This window comes from Streptomyces sp. NPDC056883, assembly GCF_042788835.1.
Taxonomy (GTDB): domain Bacteria; phylum Actinomycetota; class Actinomycetes; order Streptomycetales; family Streptomycetaceae; genus Streptomyces; species Streptomyces stoeckheimensis.
On sequence record NZ_JBHUBS010000003.1, the window covers coordinates 339,981 to 356,691 of the forward strand.

Sequence of the window (16,711 nt, forward strand, 5' to 3'; positions counted from 1 at the left end):
GGAACCCCACCCGGGATCCGCGGCCCTTCTGTTTGTCCCCGAACAGGGGACGACGGACCGAAGGGGCGAGGTACCCCAGCCGCCCCCGGCCGACCGGCCGGAACGACTAGACGAACAAGACGAGGAAGAAACCACCGTGCAACTCGAAGCGCACGCCCCGTCCGTACCGAAGACCCAGACCCTCTCCCCGCCCGCAGTCCCGGAGGACTCCACCTTGACTCCCCTCACCGCGCTGACCGCGCTCGACGACGCCATCGAGAACCTCGGCGTGCCCGTCGCCTGTCGCACCTACGACCCCGAGGTCTTCTTCGCCGAGTCCCCGGCCGACGTCGAGTACGCGAAGTCCCTCTGCGGCACCTGCCCGCTGGTCGAGGCCTGCCTCGCCGGTGCGCTGGAGCGCCGCGAGCCCTGGGGTGTCTGGGGAGGCGAGCTCTTCGTCCAGGGTGTCGTCGTCGCCCGGAAGCGTCCCCGTGGCCGTCCGCGCAAGAACCCGGTTGTCGCGGCATGACCGCCAACGGAACCATCGACCGCCCCCTGACGCACGACCCCCTGAAGCAGGCCCTCATGTCCCCCCACGCCACAACGAGCGAGCAGCCGCACGGCTCCGCCACCGCAGACTTCATCACCGCCGGCGCGATCACCTCGCGTCAGAACAGGACCCGCGAAATGCAACTCATCCCAGAAGCCCTGGCTCGTGCCCATATGGACGACCGCATGCGTGAGGTCGACGCCGAGCGTCGCGCCGTACGCCTGGTCGCCGCGCGGCGCATGCAGCGTCGAGCCGAGCGCGTCTCGCTGCGCGCCCGGCGCGCGCTGGCCATGGCCGTCATGCACTAAGAGAGAGCTGGAGACGGCTCGGAAGTAACCACCGGAGGGACCGGCCCGAACGGGCCGGTCCCTCCGGTGCGTTGCGGACCGCCCACCGGCCCCGTGGGGATATCGTCTGGAGGTGGACCAGCCGACTCCCCGCCCGGCACCGCCGGGAACCGAGGCCCCGCCCGTCGTCTGCGCGCGCTGTGGCGCCCAGGCCCCGGCCGGCCCCCCGCCCACCTGGACCTGCTCCGTGGAGAACGGGACCAGAGAGTACTTCTGCGTCGACTGCGCGCGTGCGAACCTCCGCGCCATCGAAGGCCGCCTCGACTCCTCCTGGTGGTGAGCGCCCGACCGGGACCGCCCGCCACCCTCCGGCTCAGCCCTCCTCGGGCAGGAACCCCGGCAGCCAGGAGTCGAGTTCCTCGCGGAGCCTGACCGTCGCGCCCAGCTGACACAGCACCCCTATGGTGCTCAGCGTCACCCGGTGGATCAGCAGGTAGGAGGGCGGCAGATTGATCTGCCGGCCCAACTGGTGCGCGGGGGAGCGGGGATCGGCGATCCGCGCGGCCTGGCCGCGCAGCCAGGTCCGGGTGAAGGTGAACTCCTCGGCCTCCGCCGGTTCGAGCATCGGCCGCAGGTAGTCGAGCACCGCATCGGCTTCCAGCTCGATGGACTCGCGTACGAACCCCTCCGCGCGCAGGTGCCCGTAGACCCCCTCGGCATCACCGTCCAGCGCCATCCGCAGCGACCGGCCGATGGGCTTGGGCCAGCCGCCCGGCAGCCGGTCCACGGTCCCGAAGTCCAGTACGCCCAGCCGCGTCCGGCCGTCCGCCCCGGAGATCAGCCGGAAGTTGCCCGGGTGCGGATCGGCGTGCAGCAGCCCGGTGCGCGCGGGGCCGGAGAAGAGGAACCGGGCCAGCAGCTGTCCTGCGCGGTCGCGCTCCTCCGCGGTGCCGTCGGCTATCACCTCCGACAGTGGGGTCCCCTCGATCCAGTCGGTCACCAGCACCTGGTCGCTCTGGTGCACCACGTCCGGGACGACCACGTCCTCGTCGCCCTCGAAGGCGTCCGCGTGCGTCCGCTGGGCCTCGGCCTCCAGCTCGTAGTCCAGCTCCTCCGAGACCCGGTCGCGCAGCTCTTTGATCAAGGGCTTGATGTCCATGCCCGGGATGAGCGGCCCCAGCAGTCCCGCGAACCGGCTCAGCTGCTTCAGGTCCGACAGCAGGGCCTCGCCGGCCCCCGGGTACTGGACCTTGACCGCCACCTGGCGGCCGTCGTGCCACACCGCCCGGTGCACCTGCCCGATCGAGGCCGCCGCCGCGGGCTTGTCCTCGAACTCCTCGAACAGCTCCCGCCAGTCCGCGCCGAGCCGCTCCGACAGCACCTGGTGCACGGTGGCCGCGGGCAGCGGCGGGGCCGCCTCCTGAAGCTTCGTCAGCGCGGCCCGGTAGGGCCCGGCGACCTCCTCGGGCAGCGCCGACTCGAAGACCGAGAGCGCCTGGCCGAACTTCATGGCGCCCCCCTTCAGCTCTCCCAGCACGCGGAACAGCTGCTCGGCGGTGCGCTGCTGGAGCTCGCGCGCCACTATCTCCGCGGACTTGCCGCCGATCCGCTTGCCGAGGCCCCAGGTGGCCCGGCCCGCTATGCCGAGCGGCAGCGCGGCCAGCTTGACGGTACGGGTGACCGCCTTCCGGGGAAGATCAGACATGCGCCCCTCCAATTCCCAGACAGCTGAGCCGCAAGCGGCGGTCCGGGGGAGTCCCCCGAAGGCCTTTCCGGCCAAAAGCATCCTGTCATGGCCCCCGGCGGTCGCCCCCTCCGCATGCCCTGCCGCTCCGGCCCGGTGCGAGGCGGGAATCCACCGGTCGGCGGACGGCGGCCGCCCCCATGGGACAGCATGGCGGTGGAGTGGGCCGCGCAATACCGGCGGAAGGGCTGGGGGATGGCGGGACGGGGACCTTCGAGGCAGGAACTGATCCGGCGGCGCCGTTCCGGCGGCTTCATCGGCAGGCAGGGTGAGGTGACCGCCTTCCGCGACGCCCTGCGCCAGCCCCCGCAAGAGGCGGCGCAGTTCCTCTTCCACGTCCGGGGCCCGGGCGGTGTCGGCAAATCGACCCTCGTACGGCACCTGGAAACCATCGCCCGCGAGAGCGGGGCCGTCACCGCGTACGTGGACGAGTCGGTCGCCGACGTCGTCGAGACCATGGAAGCGGTCAGCGCACAGTTCGCCCAGCGCGGCCTGCCCATGAAGGGCTTCGACAAGCTGCTGGCCACCTATCGCCAGCGCCGCCACGAGGCCGATGCCGGAGTCCTCGCGGCCGCGGCGGCGGCCGACCCCGCGGCGGGAGGCACCCCGCCGCCCTCCTCGTCCAGCGTGGTCGCCTCGCAGCTGGGCCTGGTCGGACTCGGGATGATCCCCGGGGTCGGCGCCTTCACCGGAGCCGTGGACCCGAACCAGGTCGCCGCCGGCGCGGACCGGGTCAAGGCCCTCCTCAGCACCCGCCTGCGCAACCACGGTGACGTCGAACTGGTCCTCTCCCCGCTGGACACGCTGACCCCGGTGTTCCTCGAAGAGCTCGCCGAGACGGCCCGCAAGCACCCGTGGATCGTGCTCTTCTTCGACACCTACGAGCGCACCGGACCCATGCTGGACACCTGGCTCCGCGACGTGCTGGGCAGCGAACGCTACGGGGAGTTCCCCGCGAACGTGCTGGTCGTCCTGGCCGGCCAGTCCAAGCTGGCCGCCCGCACCTGGGAGGACTGGCACGACCTGGTCACCGACTGGCCCCTGGAGGTCTTCACCGAAGCCGAGGCGCGGCTCCTCCTCACCGGAAAGGGAGTCACCGACGAGCGGGTCGTCGAGGTGATCCTGCGCCTGTCGGGCCGCCTCCCGGTCCTGGTCTCCACCCTGGCCGAGACACAGCCGGGAACGGTGGAGGAGGTGGAGGAGATCGGGGACCCCAGCGGCACCGCCGTCGAGCGGTTCCTCAAGTGGGTGCCCGACCCCGCCCACCGTGCTGCCGCCCTGGCCTGCGCGTTCCCGCAGGAGCTGGACGAGGACGTCTACCGGGCGGCCGTGGAGGAGGAGGCGGCCGAACTCTTCGGCTGGCTCCGGTCGATGCCCTTCGTCGCCGACCGCTCGGGCCACTGCCGCTACCACGAGGTGGTCCGCGGCGCGATGCTCCGCCTGCAGCGCAGGCAGTCCCCGATCCGCTGGGAGCAGCTCCACACCCGGCTGGCCGACGCGATGCGGCGGCGCCGCGAGCACCTGGAGTCCGCCCCGACCCCGTCGGAGGGGTGGTGGTCGGACGAGACCTGGCGCGGCCACCGCCTCCAGGAGGCCTACCACCGCCTCTGCGCCGACCCCCGCGCCGCGCTCCCGCGCTTTCTCCGCGATGTGGTCGACGCCTACGACCACGGCATCACCACCCTCCACCGCTGGACCACGACCCTGGCCGCAGCGTCCCGCGACACGGAGTCCCCGGCCCTGATGCGGCTGTCCGGCGAACTCCGGACGGCCCTGGACCAACCTGCCCCCGGCACCGCGGCCCTGACCGTCCTCCTCGCCCGGGCCGAGCTCGCCCCCGAGGGCCGGGCCCTGGCACTGACCCTCCGCGGCCGGGACCACCGCAACGCCGAGGAGTACGCCGAGGCCCTGGCCGACTACACCCAAGCCCTCGTCCTGGACCCCCGAGCCTGGCGCGCCTCCTTCGGCCGGGCCCTGACCCAGCAGCTCACCGGGAGCCATGAAGGCGCGATCGCGGACTACACCCGGACCGTGGAACTCGATCCCCAGGACGGCATGAGCCTGGTCAACCGCGGGACGTTGTACCGCGGGGCCGGCAGGTTCGACGAAGCCCTGGCCGACTTCGAACGCGCGTTGGAGATCTTCCCGGGTGATCGCCGGGCGCTCGTCAACCGCGGCACCGTCCACCATGGGATGGCCCGGTACGAGGAAGCCCTGGCCGACTTCACTCGCGCCCTCGAGGGCCAACCCGGGAGCGATTCCTGGACCTTGGTGAACCGAGCGAATGCCTTCGAGGCGCTGGGACGGCACGAGGAGGCGTTCGCCGACCTCGGCCGCGCCATCGAGCTCTCGCCCGACGACCTCTCGGCCTTCACCAGCCGCGCTCTCGCCCACCACAAGCTGGGGCGGCACGAAGAGGCCTTGGCCGATATCACGAGGGCCGCCGAGCTGAGACCCGACGATGCCTGGCCCGTTGCCTGGAGAGCCGATTTCCACCGCAAGGCAGGGCGGGACGAGGACGCCCTGGCGGACTACAGCAGGGCCATCGAGCTCGCCCCGGGCCACAGCTGGAGCCTCGTCGGCCGTGGGGACGTCCTTCTGTCGCTGGGACGGTACGTCGAGGCCCTGACGGACCTCGACGGTGCCGTCGCACAAGAGCCCGACAACGCCTGGGCCCTTTACCTGCGCGCGACGACGTGGGCGAAGCTCGGCCGGTTCGACCGGGCCCTCGCCGACTTCGACCGGGTCCACGCGATCAGACCCGACGATCACTGGGTCATCAGGCGAAGGGGTGATTGCCACCGCATGCTGGGCAGGAACGAAGAGGCCCTGGCCGACTACGGTCATGCGGTCGGGCTCTGCCCCACCAGCGCCTCCACACTGGCCTGCCGCGGACTGACCCATCGGCTGCTCGGCCGGTACGAGGAGGCGCTCGCCGACCTCGCCCGTGCCATCGAACTCGACGCCGATGACGCATGGACCCACTACGAGACGGCGGTGGCCATGGATGCATTGCGGCACCCGGACCGTGAACTCCACCTGGCGCGTGCGGTGGAGCTGCTGGGCTCTCCGGCGGCCCGTGCCCACCGGGTCTCCCGGTGGGGCAACCTCCTGCTCGTCCACTGCCTGTGGACCCGCTGGGATCAGGCCGAGCAGTATCTCGCGGAGCTTCTGGACGCCACCCCGGCACCTGGGGAGTTGTGCGAGCTGATCGGTGAACTCCGCAGCCTCGCCGTGGTGATCCCGTCGGCCGGGCCCCGCATCGAGGGGTTCTGCCCGGTACTTGAGGAGCGACTCACGGCTGCGCCTCCCCGCTAGCCCCCTCACGCCCCCACCCCCTGCCCCGCCGGGACCTTCGCCGCCCCGCACGGGCAGTCCGGATGCGGCTGCACCGGGGTGGACTGCCAGTGGAGGGACGGGAGGGCGGCCTCCCAGCGGGTGGCGGTGGAGGCGGGGAGTTCGCCGTCGAGGAAGGACAGGGCGTGGGCCGCGGCCAGGCCGGCGACTGCGGTGGACAGGCCCAGGTCGCAGGCGGCGGCGGTGCGGCGGCGGTGGGCCGAGCGCCACTGGACCAGCATGCGCGGCCAGGCCGGGTCCCGATCGATCCGGTCGCGCTCCATGCAGCCGGCGCACGCGGTGGCTCCGGGCAGGACCAGCGGCCCCACCAGCCCGGTGCCCTCCAGGACCCCCGCGTAGAGGTGGGGGGTGCCGGTGGTGACCCAGTCGGCAGCCGTCTGCGGATCGGGGGCCCAGGACTGCAGGCCGTCGCGAGGTGCGACCACCACCAGGGCGAGCCCCGGCTCCGGGCCCTCGCTCTCCCCGGTCCGGGGGCCGCGTCCGGGGGCGGCTTCGCGGACCGCCGTCCGCGCGGCCTCGGCGCGCAGCCGTCCCACGCTGCCGGGGCCCAGGCCGCCGGGCGCCACGTCCGCGGGCTGCGTGCGGCCCCCGTCGAGCACCTCGACCCGGCCGATGCCCGCTCCCGCCAGGACCGAGGCGATCACCGCGCCCACCCTGCCGCTCCCGCGCACCTGAACCCGTATCACCCGCCGGGCGGCGACACCCTGTAAGTCCCCGCCCGGCCGGGGGCGGACCAAGGACAGCGACCCCAAGTCCGGGCCGAGCCGCTCGAGGGCCTCCGGCCGGTCCCGCACCGCCTGGGCGCGGGGTCCGCCCGCGGTGGCGTCGTCGAGCAGCCCGGCCGCCGCCAGCCTCCGCACCACCTCGTCGACGCGGCCGTCCGGGAGCCCCATCGCCTTGCCCTCCGACCGGAGCAGCTCCATGCCCCGCGTCCCGTCGATCAGGTCCAGGAGCGAGCCCGTCGCCGTGTCCACGGGCCCGAGCACCACCGCGTGGGCGGGCGTCACACCGAATTGCACCGTCTGCAGATCCCGCCAGGCCCGTGCCAGTGCCGGCTTCACCTTCGGATACATCGCGGTCCTCCCTCGATTCGCGGTTCGATTCACGCGCCGCATTCCCTGGGGCCGCGTCGCTTTCGCTTTCCGCAAGATTGCCCGGCCGGAGAGAGACCTGCTCAAGTTTGTCCACAGGTGAGGGGTATTAGGTATATGAAATGAATGACTAGCGTTCCTCGGGGCGTCCGTGCCGCCGACTGAGCAACGGTTCGTGTTCGACCCCGGGAGGGCGGGACTTCCGCCGCGGCGACCGGGTACCGTCATGGCGTGTCCGCCGATCCACCGAAGCGCGCCGTCGAAGTCCGCCGGAGCGCGCGCCGCCGCAGGACCGTATCCGCCTACCGCGAAGGTGATCGTACGGTCGTCCTCATCCCTGCCCGGATGTCCGAGGCGGAGGAGCAGCGCTGGGTGGGCGTCATGCTCGACAAGCTGGCGGCGCAGGAGAGCAAGCGCACCTTCGGGGACGCGGAACTCGCCGAGCGCGCCGAGCGTTTGTCCGAGCAGTATTTCAGCGGCCGCGCCCGCCCCCGCACGGTCCGCTGGGTCACCAATCAGAACACCCGCTGGGGCTCCTGCACCCCGGCCGAAGGCAGCATCCGGCTCTCGCACCGCATCCAGGGGATGCCGGAGTACGTCGTCGACTACGTGCTGCTGCACGAGCTGGCGCACCTCCTCGTGCCCGGGCACGGACCCGGTTTCTGGGAACTGCTGGAGGCGTATCCGCGCACCGAGCGGGCGCGCGGGTACCTCGAAGGAGTCGTCGCCGCCGAACGCCTTCCGAAAGTCCCGGCCGCCCGCGAGGAATGATCCGCATTTGTCCGCTATAACCCCGCCATGTCACGCCTCGTGATATGTACCGGGTCGGTACCGACTTGGCCGGATGTCCGAGGTTGGCGTTAGCCTGAGCGGCACGCATTCACAGTCGGGATGGGGGACGGTCTTACGTATGGCCAGGGAATTCCAACGCGGTCACAAGGCCAAAATCAGTGATCTGACGGCGGGCACGGACCTCTATGTGGGTGTCCAGATCGCCGGGCCCGGGCTCGCCATCGACATCAGCTGCTTCGGCCTCGACGCCGACGAACAGCTCTCGGACGACCGCTACTTCGTCTTCTTCAACCAGCCGAAGTCGCCGGAGGAGTCCATCCAGCAGCTCGGCGCGCAGGCCGGTGACACGGAATCCTTCCGGGTGACCCTGGACCGCATTCCGGCCAACATCCACAAGCTCTCCTTCGCCGCCTCGATCGACGGCGCCGGCCAGATGTCGCAGATCGGCCCCGGCTACATCCGCATCGTGGCGGGCGGCGAGGAGGTCGTGCGGTACTCCTTCACGGGCTCCGAGTTCAGCACCGAGCGCGCGCTGATGATCGGCGACTTCTACCTCAAGGACGTATGGCGCTTCGCCGCCGTCGGCCAGGGCTTCGACGGCGGGCTCGCCGCGCTGCTCCAGAACTTCGGCGGCGAGGTCGCCGAGGAGGAGCAGCCCGCGCAGCAGGCGCAGGCCCCGGCCGGTGCGCCGGGCTTCGCACCGCCCCCGCAGGCCGCCGCCCCGGCGCCCTCCTTCGGTGCTCCCGTCCAGGCGCAGCCCCCGGCCCCGGCGCCCTCCTTCGGCGCGCCGCCCCAGGCCCCGGCGCCCGCCCAGGCCCCCGCCCCGGCCCAGGTCCCGGCCCCCGCGCCGTACCAGCAGCCCGTCCACGCGGCCCCCACCATGGCCGCACCGATGGGCGCCCCCCTGGCCCCGCCCGCCCCCGCGCCCTACGGGCAGGTTGCGCCGCCCGCCCCGGCCCCCGCGCCGTACGGGCAGCAGCCGCAGCCCTCGTACGGCCAGGTCCCCGGCCAGCAGCAGCCCCCGTACGGCCAGCAGCCGGCCTTCGGCCAGCAGCCCCAGGGCTACGGTGCTCCCGCGCAGGCGGTGCCCGCCGCCGGCGCCGGACTCGCCGCCGCCCTCCAGCCGTACAAGGAAGCCCCCACCGGCACCCGCTGGACCCCGCAGAACCAGCAGCTCATGCGCGTCGACCTGGCCATGGGCGGCCAGGCCGTCCTCGCCCGCCAGGGCAGCATGGTGCTCTACCAGGGCAAGGTCGACTTCAGCTACAAGGGCGCGGGCTTCGCCGGCCGCGTCGTCGGCAACGCCACCGGCCAGGAGATGCAGCTGATGCGCTGCTCCGGCCGCGGGCAGATCTTCCTCGCGGAGAACGGCGCCCACCTGCACGCCATCGAGCTCCAGGGCGACGGCATCTGCGTCTCCGCCGAGAACGTCCTCGCCTTCGACGAGTCGCTCCAGCACGAGATCCGCCGCATCGAGGGCCACGGCATCCCGGGCGGCGCCCTGTTCACCATGCAGTTCCAGGGCACCGGCACGGTGATCGTCAAGACGCACGGCGTGCCCGTCGTCCTGCCCGTCACCCCGACCACCTTCGCGGACAGCAACGCCATAGTCGCGTGGTCCTCGGCCGCCCAGGTGATCATTTCCAGCCAGGTCCGGCTGCGCCGCAACGCGTACCCCGGTCACAGCGGGGAGACCGTGAACCTCCAGTTCCGCGGCGCTCCCGGCAACTTCATCGTCGTCCAGCCGTACGAGGTCTGAGGGAGCCCCACATGAATGCCATGAACGCAATGAACCAGCAGCTCGCGGGCTACGCCCCGACCCCCGTCACGGCCCGCATGGAGAACCACGGCCGCGCGATGCTCAAGGTCGCCATGCAGAGCGGCCAGGACCTCTTCGCGCGCACCGGATCGATGGTCGCCTACGAGGGCTTCGTGCAGTACGAGCCCAACCCGCCGGCCGTCCGCCAGATGGCCTCGCAGTGGCTCACCGGCGAAGGCGCCCCGCTGATGAAGGCCTCCGGCGACGGCCTGCTCTACCTCGCCGACTACGGCGCGGACGTCGTCGTGATCAACCTCAACAACGACTCGCTCTCCGTCAACGGCACCAACCTGCTCGCCTTCGACGCCCACCTCCAGTGGGGCGTCGAGCGGGTCAAGGGCATGGCCAAGTTCGCCGGCCAGGGCCTGTTCAACGTGTCGGTCGCCGGCACCGGCTGGGTCGCGATCACCTCGCGCGGCACGCCGATCGTGGTCGACTGCGGCCGCGGCGAGGACGAGACGTACGTCGACCCCGACGCGCTCGTCGCCTGGTCCCCGAACCTCAAGGTCAAGGGCAAGCGCAGCTTCAAGGCCTCGTCGATGATCGGCCGGGGCAGCGGGGAGGCCTACCAGATGGCCTTCTCCGGCCAGGGCATCGTCGTCGTACAGCCCAGCGAGGACAGCACCGACCGGCTCCGGGCCCGGGGCTGAGGGGGAGAAGACACACCATGCAGAGCTCACTTTTCGCCCACGCCGAGGCGCAGACCCAGGAGCGGTACGCCGTCCAGAACCCGCAGCTGCTGCGGGTCTCGCTGAGCGGCTCCGACGACGTGCTCGCCCGCAAGGGCGCGATGGTCGCCTACCAGGGGATCATCGACTTCGACGGCGAGTACCAGAGCACCACCCAGCGCAATGCCCGCGCCCGCACCGGTGAGGGCCTCGACCTGATGCGCTGCTCCGGACAGGGCACGGTCTACCTGGCCAACCTGGCGCAGTACGTCCACGTCGTGGACGTGGACCAGGACGGCCTCACGGTCGACAGCAGCTACGTGCTGGCCCTGGACTCCACCCTGCACACCGAGGCCATCGCGGTGGACAGCCAGTACGGGATCTCCGGCTCCGGCAAGTACCAGCTCAACATCACCGGCCGCGGCAAGGTCGCGCTGATGACCTCCGGGCAGCCGCTGATGATGCAGGTCACGCCCGACAAGTACGTCAACGCCGACGCGGACGCCATCGTCGCCTGGTCCACCTCGCTGCGCGTGCAGATGCAGGCCCAGACGCACTCCACCGGCGTCTGGCGGCGTCGCGGCAACACCGGCGAGGGCTGGGAGCTGAGCTTCCTCGGCACCGGCTTCGCCCTGGTCCAGCCCAGCGAGGCGCTCCCGCCGCAGAACGCCCAGATCGGGCAGGGTGCGGCCGCGCAGTTCGGCATGGGCCAGCACGGCGCCCACGCGCAGAACCAGAACAACGCCTGGAACTGATCCGGGTACGCACGGACACACGGAAGGGGCGGCCCCGCATCGGCGGGGCCGCCCCTTCCGCGTGTCCCGCGGGCTCAGAGCCGCGCGAGCGTCGCCTCCAGCAGCCGCACCACCGAGGCGTCGGCCACCTCCGCCACCTGGGCGTACGGGAACCAGCGCAGGTCCAGAGACTCGTCGCTGATCGCTTCGAGGGCACCTGCGGGCGCCAGCGCCGCGTACTGCACGTCCAGGTGCCAGTTGCACGGAGCCGGGATCGGGTGCCGGTCCAGGCGCACCGGGCCGCCGGGCAGCAGGGTCAGCCCGGCGGTGATGCCGGACTCCTCGTGGGCCTCGCGCAGGGCCACGTCGGCGAGGGCGGCGTCACCCGGCTCGCAGTGCCCGCCCATCTGGAGCCACATGCCCAGCTTCTTGTGCAGGGTCAGCAGGACGCGCTCGTGCTCCGGGTCGATCACCAGCGCGCTGCCGGTGACGTGGCCCGCCTGGCAGGGCTTGTAGACCCCGTCGGGATGGGCCGCCAGGTGCTCCAGGTAGACGTCGCGCAGTTCGGGCTGGCCCTCGTACCCCTTGAGGACCAGGACAGCGTCTTCGTGCAGGCTCACTTGGTGTCGTCGCCGTCCTGTTCGCGCTTCTGGGCGGCCTCGCCCAGCATCTTGTCGATCTCGGAGAAGTCCAGCTGCTCCCGGTGCACGAACCCGTCCGGGTCGTCCAGGTCGGAAGCGGTCGGCAGCATGTCCGGGTGCTCCCAGAGGCCGTCGCGCCCGTCCACGCCGCGCGCGTCGGTGAGCGAGGCCCACAGCCGCGAGGCGTCGCGCAGCCGGCGCGGCCGCAGCTCCAGCCCGATCAGCGTCGCGAAGGTCTGCTCCGCCGGGCCGCCCGAGGCGCGCCGCCGGCGCATGGTCTCGCGCATGGCGTCCGCCGAGGTCAGCCGGGGCTTGGCGGCCTCGTGCACGACCGCGTCCACCCAGCCCTCGACCAGCGCGAGCGCCGTCTCCAGACGGGCCAGCGCGGCCTTCTGCTCGGGGGTGTCCTGCGGCTGGAACATGCCGCCCTGGAGGGCTTCCTGCAGCTGCTCCGGGTTCGACGGGTCGAGCTGGCCGACCACCTCCTCCAGCTTCGAGGTGTCGACCTTGATGCCCCGCGCGTACCCCTCGACCGCGCCGAAGAGGTGCGAGCGCAGCCACGGCACGTGCGCGAAGAGCCGCGCATGGGCGGCCTCGCGCAGCGCCAGGTACAGCCGGACCTCGTCGGAGGAGACGCCCAGGTCCTTGCCGAAGCGCTCGATGTTCAGCGGCAGCAGGGCGGCCTTGCCGGCCGGACCCAGCGGGAGCCCGACGTCGGTCGAGCCCACGACCTCGCCCGCGAGGGTGCCCACGGCCTGGCCGATCTGCTGGCCGAACATGGCCCCGCCCATCGAGCGCATCATGCCGAGCAGCGGGCCCGCCATGGCCTGCATCTCCTCGGGCAGGACGCCGCCCATGGCCGCGCCGACGCGCTCGGCGACCGGGTCCACGAGCTCCTTCCACACCGGCAGGGTCGCCTCGACCCATTCGGCGCGGCTCCACGCCACGGCCGTGGCGGCACCCGACGGCAGCGAGGTGACGCCGTCGAGCCAGTGGTCGGCGAGGCGCACGGCCTCCTCGACCGCCGACTTCTCGGCGAGGCCCACACTGGCGTCCTTGACCCCGTCCGAGGTGCCCTGGGCCACGGTCTGGCGGGCGATGTCCTTGGCCATGTCCCAGTTGACCGGACCGCCCTCGTAGCTCAGCATCTGGCCGATCTGCTGGAAGGCCGCGCCGAGGTCGTTCGGGTTCATGGAACCGAACATGGCCGCGAAGGGGTTGTCGGCGTCGCCCGGCCCGCCGGAGCCGCCGGGCAGGCCCGTGCCGAACCCGAACGGAGTCGGGCCGCTCTGACCGCCCTGGTTGCCCTTCTTCTTGCCCTCGTCGCCGTTGTCCGGCTCCTCGGGCGGAAGGCCGAATCCGAATGGGGTGTCGCTCACGGGTTTCCTCGGCTCGTAGGGCCGCCGGCGGGAGCCGACGGGCATTGGTTTCGACAACACCACCCAGCGTAGACACCAGACCCGCTTCCGGGCTCGGTGCTCCGCTGACTCCTGGGCTGCGGCAGGATGGACATCGACTGGTGGGTGCGCGTCACGGTGCGTCCCTACTGAAGACAACCGCTGGAGACGCCTGGTGAGTTCCCCAGATCCGCACGCTTTGGACGAGCAGGGCCCGGAAAACCGCCCTGAGCACGGCGAAGACGCCCAGGGCGTTCGCCGGACGCGAAACCCGGGCGGTTCCGCGCGCCGAGGCCCCGTGATCGCCGTGACCGGCGCCGCCTCGGGGGTGGGGGCGGCCCTGGTGGCCAGGCTGGCCGCGTCCGAGGAGGTCAAGCAGGTCGTCGCCATCGACGAGCGGCGCGGGGACTGCACGGACGCCCAGTGGCACCTCCTCGACGTACGGGACCCGGCGATCGCCGAGAAACTGCGCGGCGCGGACGTCGTGGTGCACCTGGCCCTCGACCTCGACCTGGAAACGGACCCGGCGGCCCGTACGGCGTACAACGTGCGCGGGACCCAGACCGTGCTCACCGCCTCCGCGGCGGCCGGAGTGCACCGGGTCGTGCTCTGCACCTCGGCGATGGTCTACGGGGCCCTGCCGGACAACGACATCCCGCTCTCCGAGGACGCCGAGCTGCGGGCCACCGCCGAGGCGACCGGGGTCGGCGACCTGCTGGAGATCGAGCGGCTGGGCCGCCGGGCTCCGCGCGCGCACCCCGGCCTGAACGTCACCGTGGTCCGCCCGGCCGTCCTGGTCGGCGGCACGGACACCGCGCTGACCCGGTACTTCGAGTCCCCCCGCCTGCTGGTGGTGGCGGGCTCCCGCCCGACCTGGCAGTTCTGCCACGTCGAGGACCTGGTCAGCGCGCTGGAGTACGCGGCCCTGGAGAAGGTCGAAGGAGAGCTCGCGGTCGGCTGCGAGGGCTGGCTCGAACAGGAGGAGGTCGAGGAGCTGAGCGGCATCCGCCGCATGGAGCTCCCGTCGGCCGTGGCCCTGGGCGCGGCGGCCCGGCTGCACCGGATCGGCCTCACCCCGTCCCCGGCCGGGGACCTCGCGTACACGATGCACCCGTGGGTGGTCAGCGTCAGCAGGCTGCACGCGGCCGGGTGGCGGCCGCGCTGGACCAACGAGGAGGTGCTGGCGGAGCTCCTCCAGGAGGTCGCGGGCCGGCACACCGTCGCGGGGCGCCGGCTGGGCCGCAAGGACGCCACGGCGGCGGGGGCCGCGGGCGCGACGGTCGCGCTGCTCGGCGCCGCCGCCGCGATCCGCGCCGCGCGCCGCCGCCGGGGCATCTGACCCCGGGCGGGGCAGGCCGTGCCTGCCCCGCCGCCAGGCCGTTTCTGTAGGAGGCTCCCAAGGGGGCCGGTGGGGCCCTGGTGAAACTGCTATTCCGCCGGGTCGGCGGCTAGGGCACGATGGAAGGTATGGCACCGCACTTCGACCACCCCGGCGAGAACGCCGCTCCGGACCCGATCCGGCTGCTCGAGATCCGTGAGACCCCGCTCTCGATCGACGAGGTCTTCCAGGCCGTCGGCGACGATGCGACGGGCGGTACGACGCTCTTCGTCGGCACGGTGCGCAACCACGACAGCGGGGCGGACGTCGACCAGCTCGGCTACTCCTGCCACCCCTCGGCCGAGGCGGAGATGCGCCGCGTCGCCGAGCGCGTCGTGGAGAAGTACCCGGTCCGCGCCCTCGCGGCCGTCCACCGCATCGGCGACCTGGCCGTAGGCGACCTCGCGGTGATCGTCGCCGTCTCCTGCCCGCACCGCGGCGAGGCCTTCGAGGCCGCCCGCATGCTGATCGACGACCTCAAGCACGAGGTCCCGATCTGGAAGCACCAGACCTTCGCGGACGGCACGGAGGAGTGGGTCGGCGCCTGCTGAGGCAGGGGACGGCGGGTAGGCCGGGGGACCAGCCGACGGACGGAGTCCGGCGCAGGCTCGCCGAAGCCTGTGAGGCGCCCTGGCGCCGAGCAGTGCGAGGGGGGCCGTGCAGGATGGGTCCTCAAGCACGAGGTCCCGATCTGGAAGCACCAGACGTTCTCCGACGGCACCGAGGAGTGGGTCGGCGCCTGCTGAGGCAGGGGCCGGGGGCCGCCGGTTGCCCCGTTCGGACGCGCAACACGCCCTCGATTTGCGTAACCCCCTCCCGGGCAGCAGCGTTGAAGCCACCAACAACACGTACTTCGGGGTAGGGAGACACGCCCATGGCGTCTTTGGCGTGGTTGCTGATTCCGCTGTTCGCCGCGATCGGAGCGGCGATATGGGGCAGCTGGGCGGCACGCGACCGCACGACCGGTGACATATCCGAGCTCGCGGGCTACGCGCGGTTCCGTGAGGCCATGGGCCAGAGCGAACCGGGTGCGGCGAAGGCGGACGCGGACGCACAGCGCAAGAAGGACACCGTGGACTCCGTCTGACGCGGCGCCGGGCCCCCGTACGGACCGGCCCCGGGGGCCGCTCGTCAGGGCCGTCACGTACTGTCGATCCATGCCACGCCGCACTGCGACGATGCTCGCCTCCACCCTCATGCTGTTCGCGCTGCTCTGCGCGGGAGTGTTCATGAAGGCCCCGTACTCCGAGATGAGCCCGGGCCCGACCGTGAACACGCTCGGGGACTCGCACGGCGAGCCCGTCCTGAACATCTCGGGGCACAAGACGTACCCGACCACAGGGCACCTGAACATGACGACGGTCCGCGTCACCGGCGCGGACTACGACATGAACCTGTTGGAGGCCGTCTACGGCTGGGCCGCGGGCGACAACATCGTCGTCCCGCACGAGAACCTGTACCCGGACGGCAAGACGGAGCAGGAGTCCACGCAGGAGAACGCCGAGGAGTTCAGCCAGTCGCAGGAGAGCGCCAAGGTGGCCGCCCTCAAGCAGCTCGGCATCCCGGTCGCCGCCCGCGTGATCGTCGCCTCCGTGGTCAAGGGCAGCCCCTCCGAGGGCAAGCTGCACGCCGGAGACGTCATCAAGGCCGTGGACGGGACCTCCGTCAACGCTCCCGAGGACGTGGCCAAGCTGGTCACCAAGCACAAGCCCGGCGAGCCGGTCGAGTTCACCATCGTGCCCGCGGCCGAGGCCGCCGAGGCCGAGAAGGCGCACCGCGAGCCCACCGGCACGACGAAGGTCTCGATCATCGCGGGCAAGGCGGAGGGCGACGGCCACGCCGTCGTCGGCATCCGGGCCGGTACCGACCACACCTTCCCGTTCACCATCGACATCAAGCTCGCCGACGTCGGCGGCCCCAGCGCCGGGCTGATGTTCGCGCTCGGCATCGTCGACAAGCTCACCCCGGAGAACCTGACCGGCGGCAAGTTCATCGCCGGCACCGGCACCATCGACGACGCGGGCAAGGTCGGCCCGATCGGCGGCATCCAGATGAAGACCATCGGCGCCCGCCAGGCCGGTGCCCAGTACTTCCTGACGCCCGCCGAGAACTGCGCCGCCGCCGCGGGCGACGTGCCCGACGGGCTGACGCTCGTGAAGGTCTCCACCATCGACGACGCCGTGAAGGCGCTGGAGAAGATCAGCAAGGGGGACACGGCCGGGCTGACGCAGTGCGCCAAGTCCTGACCGTGTCCGCGGCGGCCTAGGCCGCCCC

Annotated in this window: 16 protein-coding genes; 12 read left to right on the top strand and 4 right to left on the bottom strand. The window is 72.2% G+C overall.

What is annotated here, in order from left to right; genetic code table 11:
- The first annotated feature begins 136 nt into the window (after window positions 1-136).
- The 3 genes from ACFRU2_RS10550 to ACFRU2_RS10560 all read left to right on the top strand — a co-directional run bounded on the left by ACFRU2_RS10550 (window position 137) and on the right by ACFRU2_RS10560 (window position 1,156).
- The gene (locus ACFRU2_RS10550) at window positions 137-508 is read left to right on the top strand and encodes a WhiB family transcriptional regulator (RefSeq protein ID WP_214949242.1); all 372 of its coding nucleotides are present in this window, start codon (window positions 137-139) and stop codon (window positions 506-508) included.
- Window positions 505-837, top strand: coding sequence for a hypothetical protein (locus ACFRU2_RS10555; RefSeq protein WP_382970299.1), 333 nt, complete (start codon window positions 505-507; stop codon window positions 835-837). The genes ACFRU2_RS10550 and ACFRU2_RS10555 overlap by 4 nt, the downstream gene beginning before the upstream one ends.
- A gap of 112 nt (window positions 838-949) precedes the next feature.
- Window positions 950-1,156, top strand: coding sequence for a hypothetical protein (locus ACFRU2_RS10560; RefSeq protein WP_254384047.1), 207 nt, complete (start codon window positions 950-952; stop codon window positions 1,154-1,156).
- A 33-nt stretch (window positions 1,157-1,189) separates the two neighbouring features.
- Here the strand turns inward: ACFRU2_RS10560 and ACFRU2_RS10565 are convergent, their stop codons facing one another.
- On the bottom strand, window positions 1,190-2,521 hold the full coding sequence (locus ACFRU2_RS10565; protein WP_382970301.1) for an ABC1 kinase family protein: 1,332 nt from the start codon (window positions 2,519-2,521) through the stop codon (window positions 1,190-1,192).
- A gap of 234 nt (window positions 2,522-2,755) precedes the next feature.
- Here ACFRU2_RS10565 and ACFRU2_RS10570 point away from each other — a divergent pair, with 234 nt between their 5' ends.
- Window positions 2,756-5,878, top strand: a complete 3,123-nt coding sequence (locus tag ACFRU2_RS10570) for a tetratricopeptide repeat protein (RefSeq protein WP_382970303.1) — start codon at window positions 2,756-2,758, stop codon at window positions 5,876-5,878.
- A 5-nt stretch (window positions 5,879-5,883) separates the two neighbouring features.
- Here ACFRU2_RS10570 and ACFRU2_RS10575 read toward each other — a convergent pair whose 3' ends face one another.
- On the bottom strand, window positions 5,884-6,990 hold the full coding sequence (locus ACFRU2_RS10575) for a ThiF family adenylyltransferase (protein ID WP_382970304.1): 1,107 nt from the start codon (window positions 6,988-6,990) through the stop codon (window positions 5,884-5,886).
- 249 nt (window positions 6,991-7,239) lie between these two features.
- Here ACFRU2_RS10575 and ACFRU2_RS10580 point away from each other — a divergent pair, with 249 nt between their 5' ends.
- The 4 genes from ACFRU2_RS10580 to ACFRU2_RS10595 all read left to right on the top strand — a co-directional run bounded on the left by ACFRU2_RS10580 (window position 7,240) and on the right by ACFRU2_RS10595 (window position 11,042).
- Complete coding sequence (locus ACFRU2_RS10580; RefSeq protein ID WP_382970306.1) at window positions 7,240-7,779, top strand: M48 family metallopeptidase; 540 nt, start codon at window positions 7,240-7,242, stop codon at window positions 7,777-7,779.
- Between the two features lie 139 nt (window positions 7,780-7,918).
- Window positions 7,919-9,559: a TerD family protein gene (locus ACFRU2_RS10585; protein WP_382970309.1), complete on the top strand. Its 1,641-nt coding sequence runs from the start codon at window positions 7,919-7,921 to the stop codon at window positions 9,557-9,559.
- A gap of 29 nt (window positions 9,560-9,588) precedes the next feature.
- Window positions 9,589-10,269 carry an AIM24 family protein gene (locus ACFRU2_RS10590; protein WP_250741833.1) on the top strand — a complete coding sequence of 227 codons (681 nt, stop codon included), beginning with the start codon at window positions 9,589-9,591 and terminating at the stop codon, window positions 10,267-10,269.
- A 17-nt stretch (window positions 10,270-10,286) separates the two neighbouring features.
- Complete coding sequence (locus tag ACFRU2_RS10595; RefSeq protein ID WP_250741811.1) at window positions 10,287-11,042, top strand: AIM24 family protein; 756 nt, start codon at window positions 10,287-10,289, stop codon at window positions 11,040-11,042.
- A gap of 74 nt (window positions 11,043-11,116) precedes the next feature.
- Here the strand turns inward: ACFRU2_RS10595 and ACFRU2_RS10600 are convergent, their stop codons facing one another.
- Both ACFRU2_RS10600 and ACFRU2_RS10605 read right to left on the bottom strand, forming a co-directional pair.
- Window positions 11,117-11,641, bottom strand: a complete 525-nt coding sequence (locus tag ACFRU2_RS10600; RefSeq protein WP_382970312.1) for an NUDIX hydrolase — start codon at window positions 11,639-11,641, stop codon at window positions 11,117-11,119.
- Complete coding sequence (locus ACFRU2_RS10605; RefSeq protein WP_382970315.1) at window positions 11,638-13,041, bottom strand: zinc-dependent metalloprotease; 1,404 nt, start codon at window positions 13,039-13,041, stop codon at window positions 11,638-11,640. The genes ACFRU2_RS10600 and ACFRU2_RS10605 overlap by 4 nt, the downstream gene beginning before the upstream one ends.
- A gap of 193 nt (window positions 13,042-13,234) precedes the next feature.
- Here ACFRU2_RS10605 and ACFRU2_RS10610 point away from each other — a divergent pair, with 193 nt between their 5' ends.
- The 4 genes from ACFRU2_RS10610 to ACFRU2_RS10625 all read left to right on the top strand — a co-directional run bounded on the left by ACFRU2_RS10610 (window position 13,235) and on the right by ACFRU2_RS10625 (window position 16,683).
- Complete coding sequence (locus tag ACFRU2_RS10610) at window positions 13,235-14,398, top strand: SDR family oxidoreductase (RefSeq protein ID WP_382970318.1); 1,164 nt, start codon at window positions 13,235-13,237, stop codon at window positions 14,396-14,398.
- Window positions 14,399-14,526: 128 nt separating this feature from the next.
- Window positions 14,527-14,988: a molybdenum cofactor biosynthesis protein MoaE gene (locus ACFRU2_RS10615; RefSeq protein WP_250741814.1), complete on the top strand. Its 462-nt coding sequence runs from the start codon at window positions 14,527-14,529 to the stop codon at window positions 14,986-14,988.
- A 323-nt stretch (window positions 14,989-15,311) separates the two neighbouring features.
- Window positions 15,312-15,524: a hypothetical protein gene (locus ACFRU2_RS10620; RefSeq protein ID WP_274549473.1), complete on the top strand. Its 213-nt coding sequence runs from the start codon at window positions 15,312-15,314 to the stop codon at window positions 15,522-15,524.
- 70 nt (window positions 15,525-15,594) lie between these two features.
- A complete protein-coding gene (locus tag ACFRU2_RS10625) occupies window positions 15,595-16,683 on the top strand; it encodes a PDZ domain-containing protein (protein WP_382970321.1) in 1,089 nt (362 codons plus the stop codon).
- The last annotated feature ends 28 nt before the right edge of the window (window positions 16,684-16,711 follow it).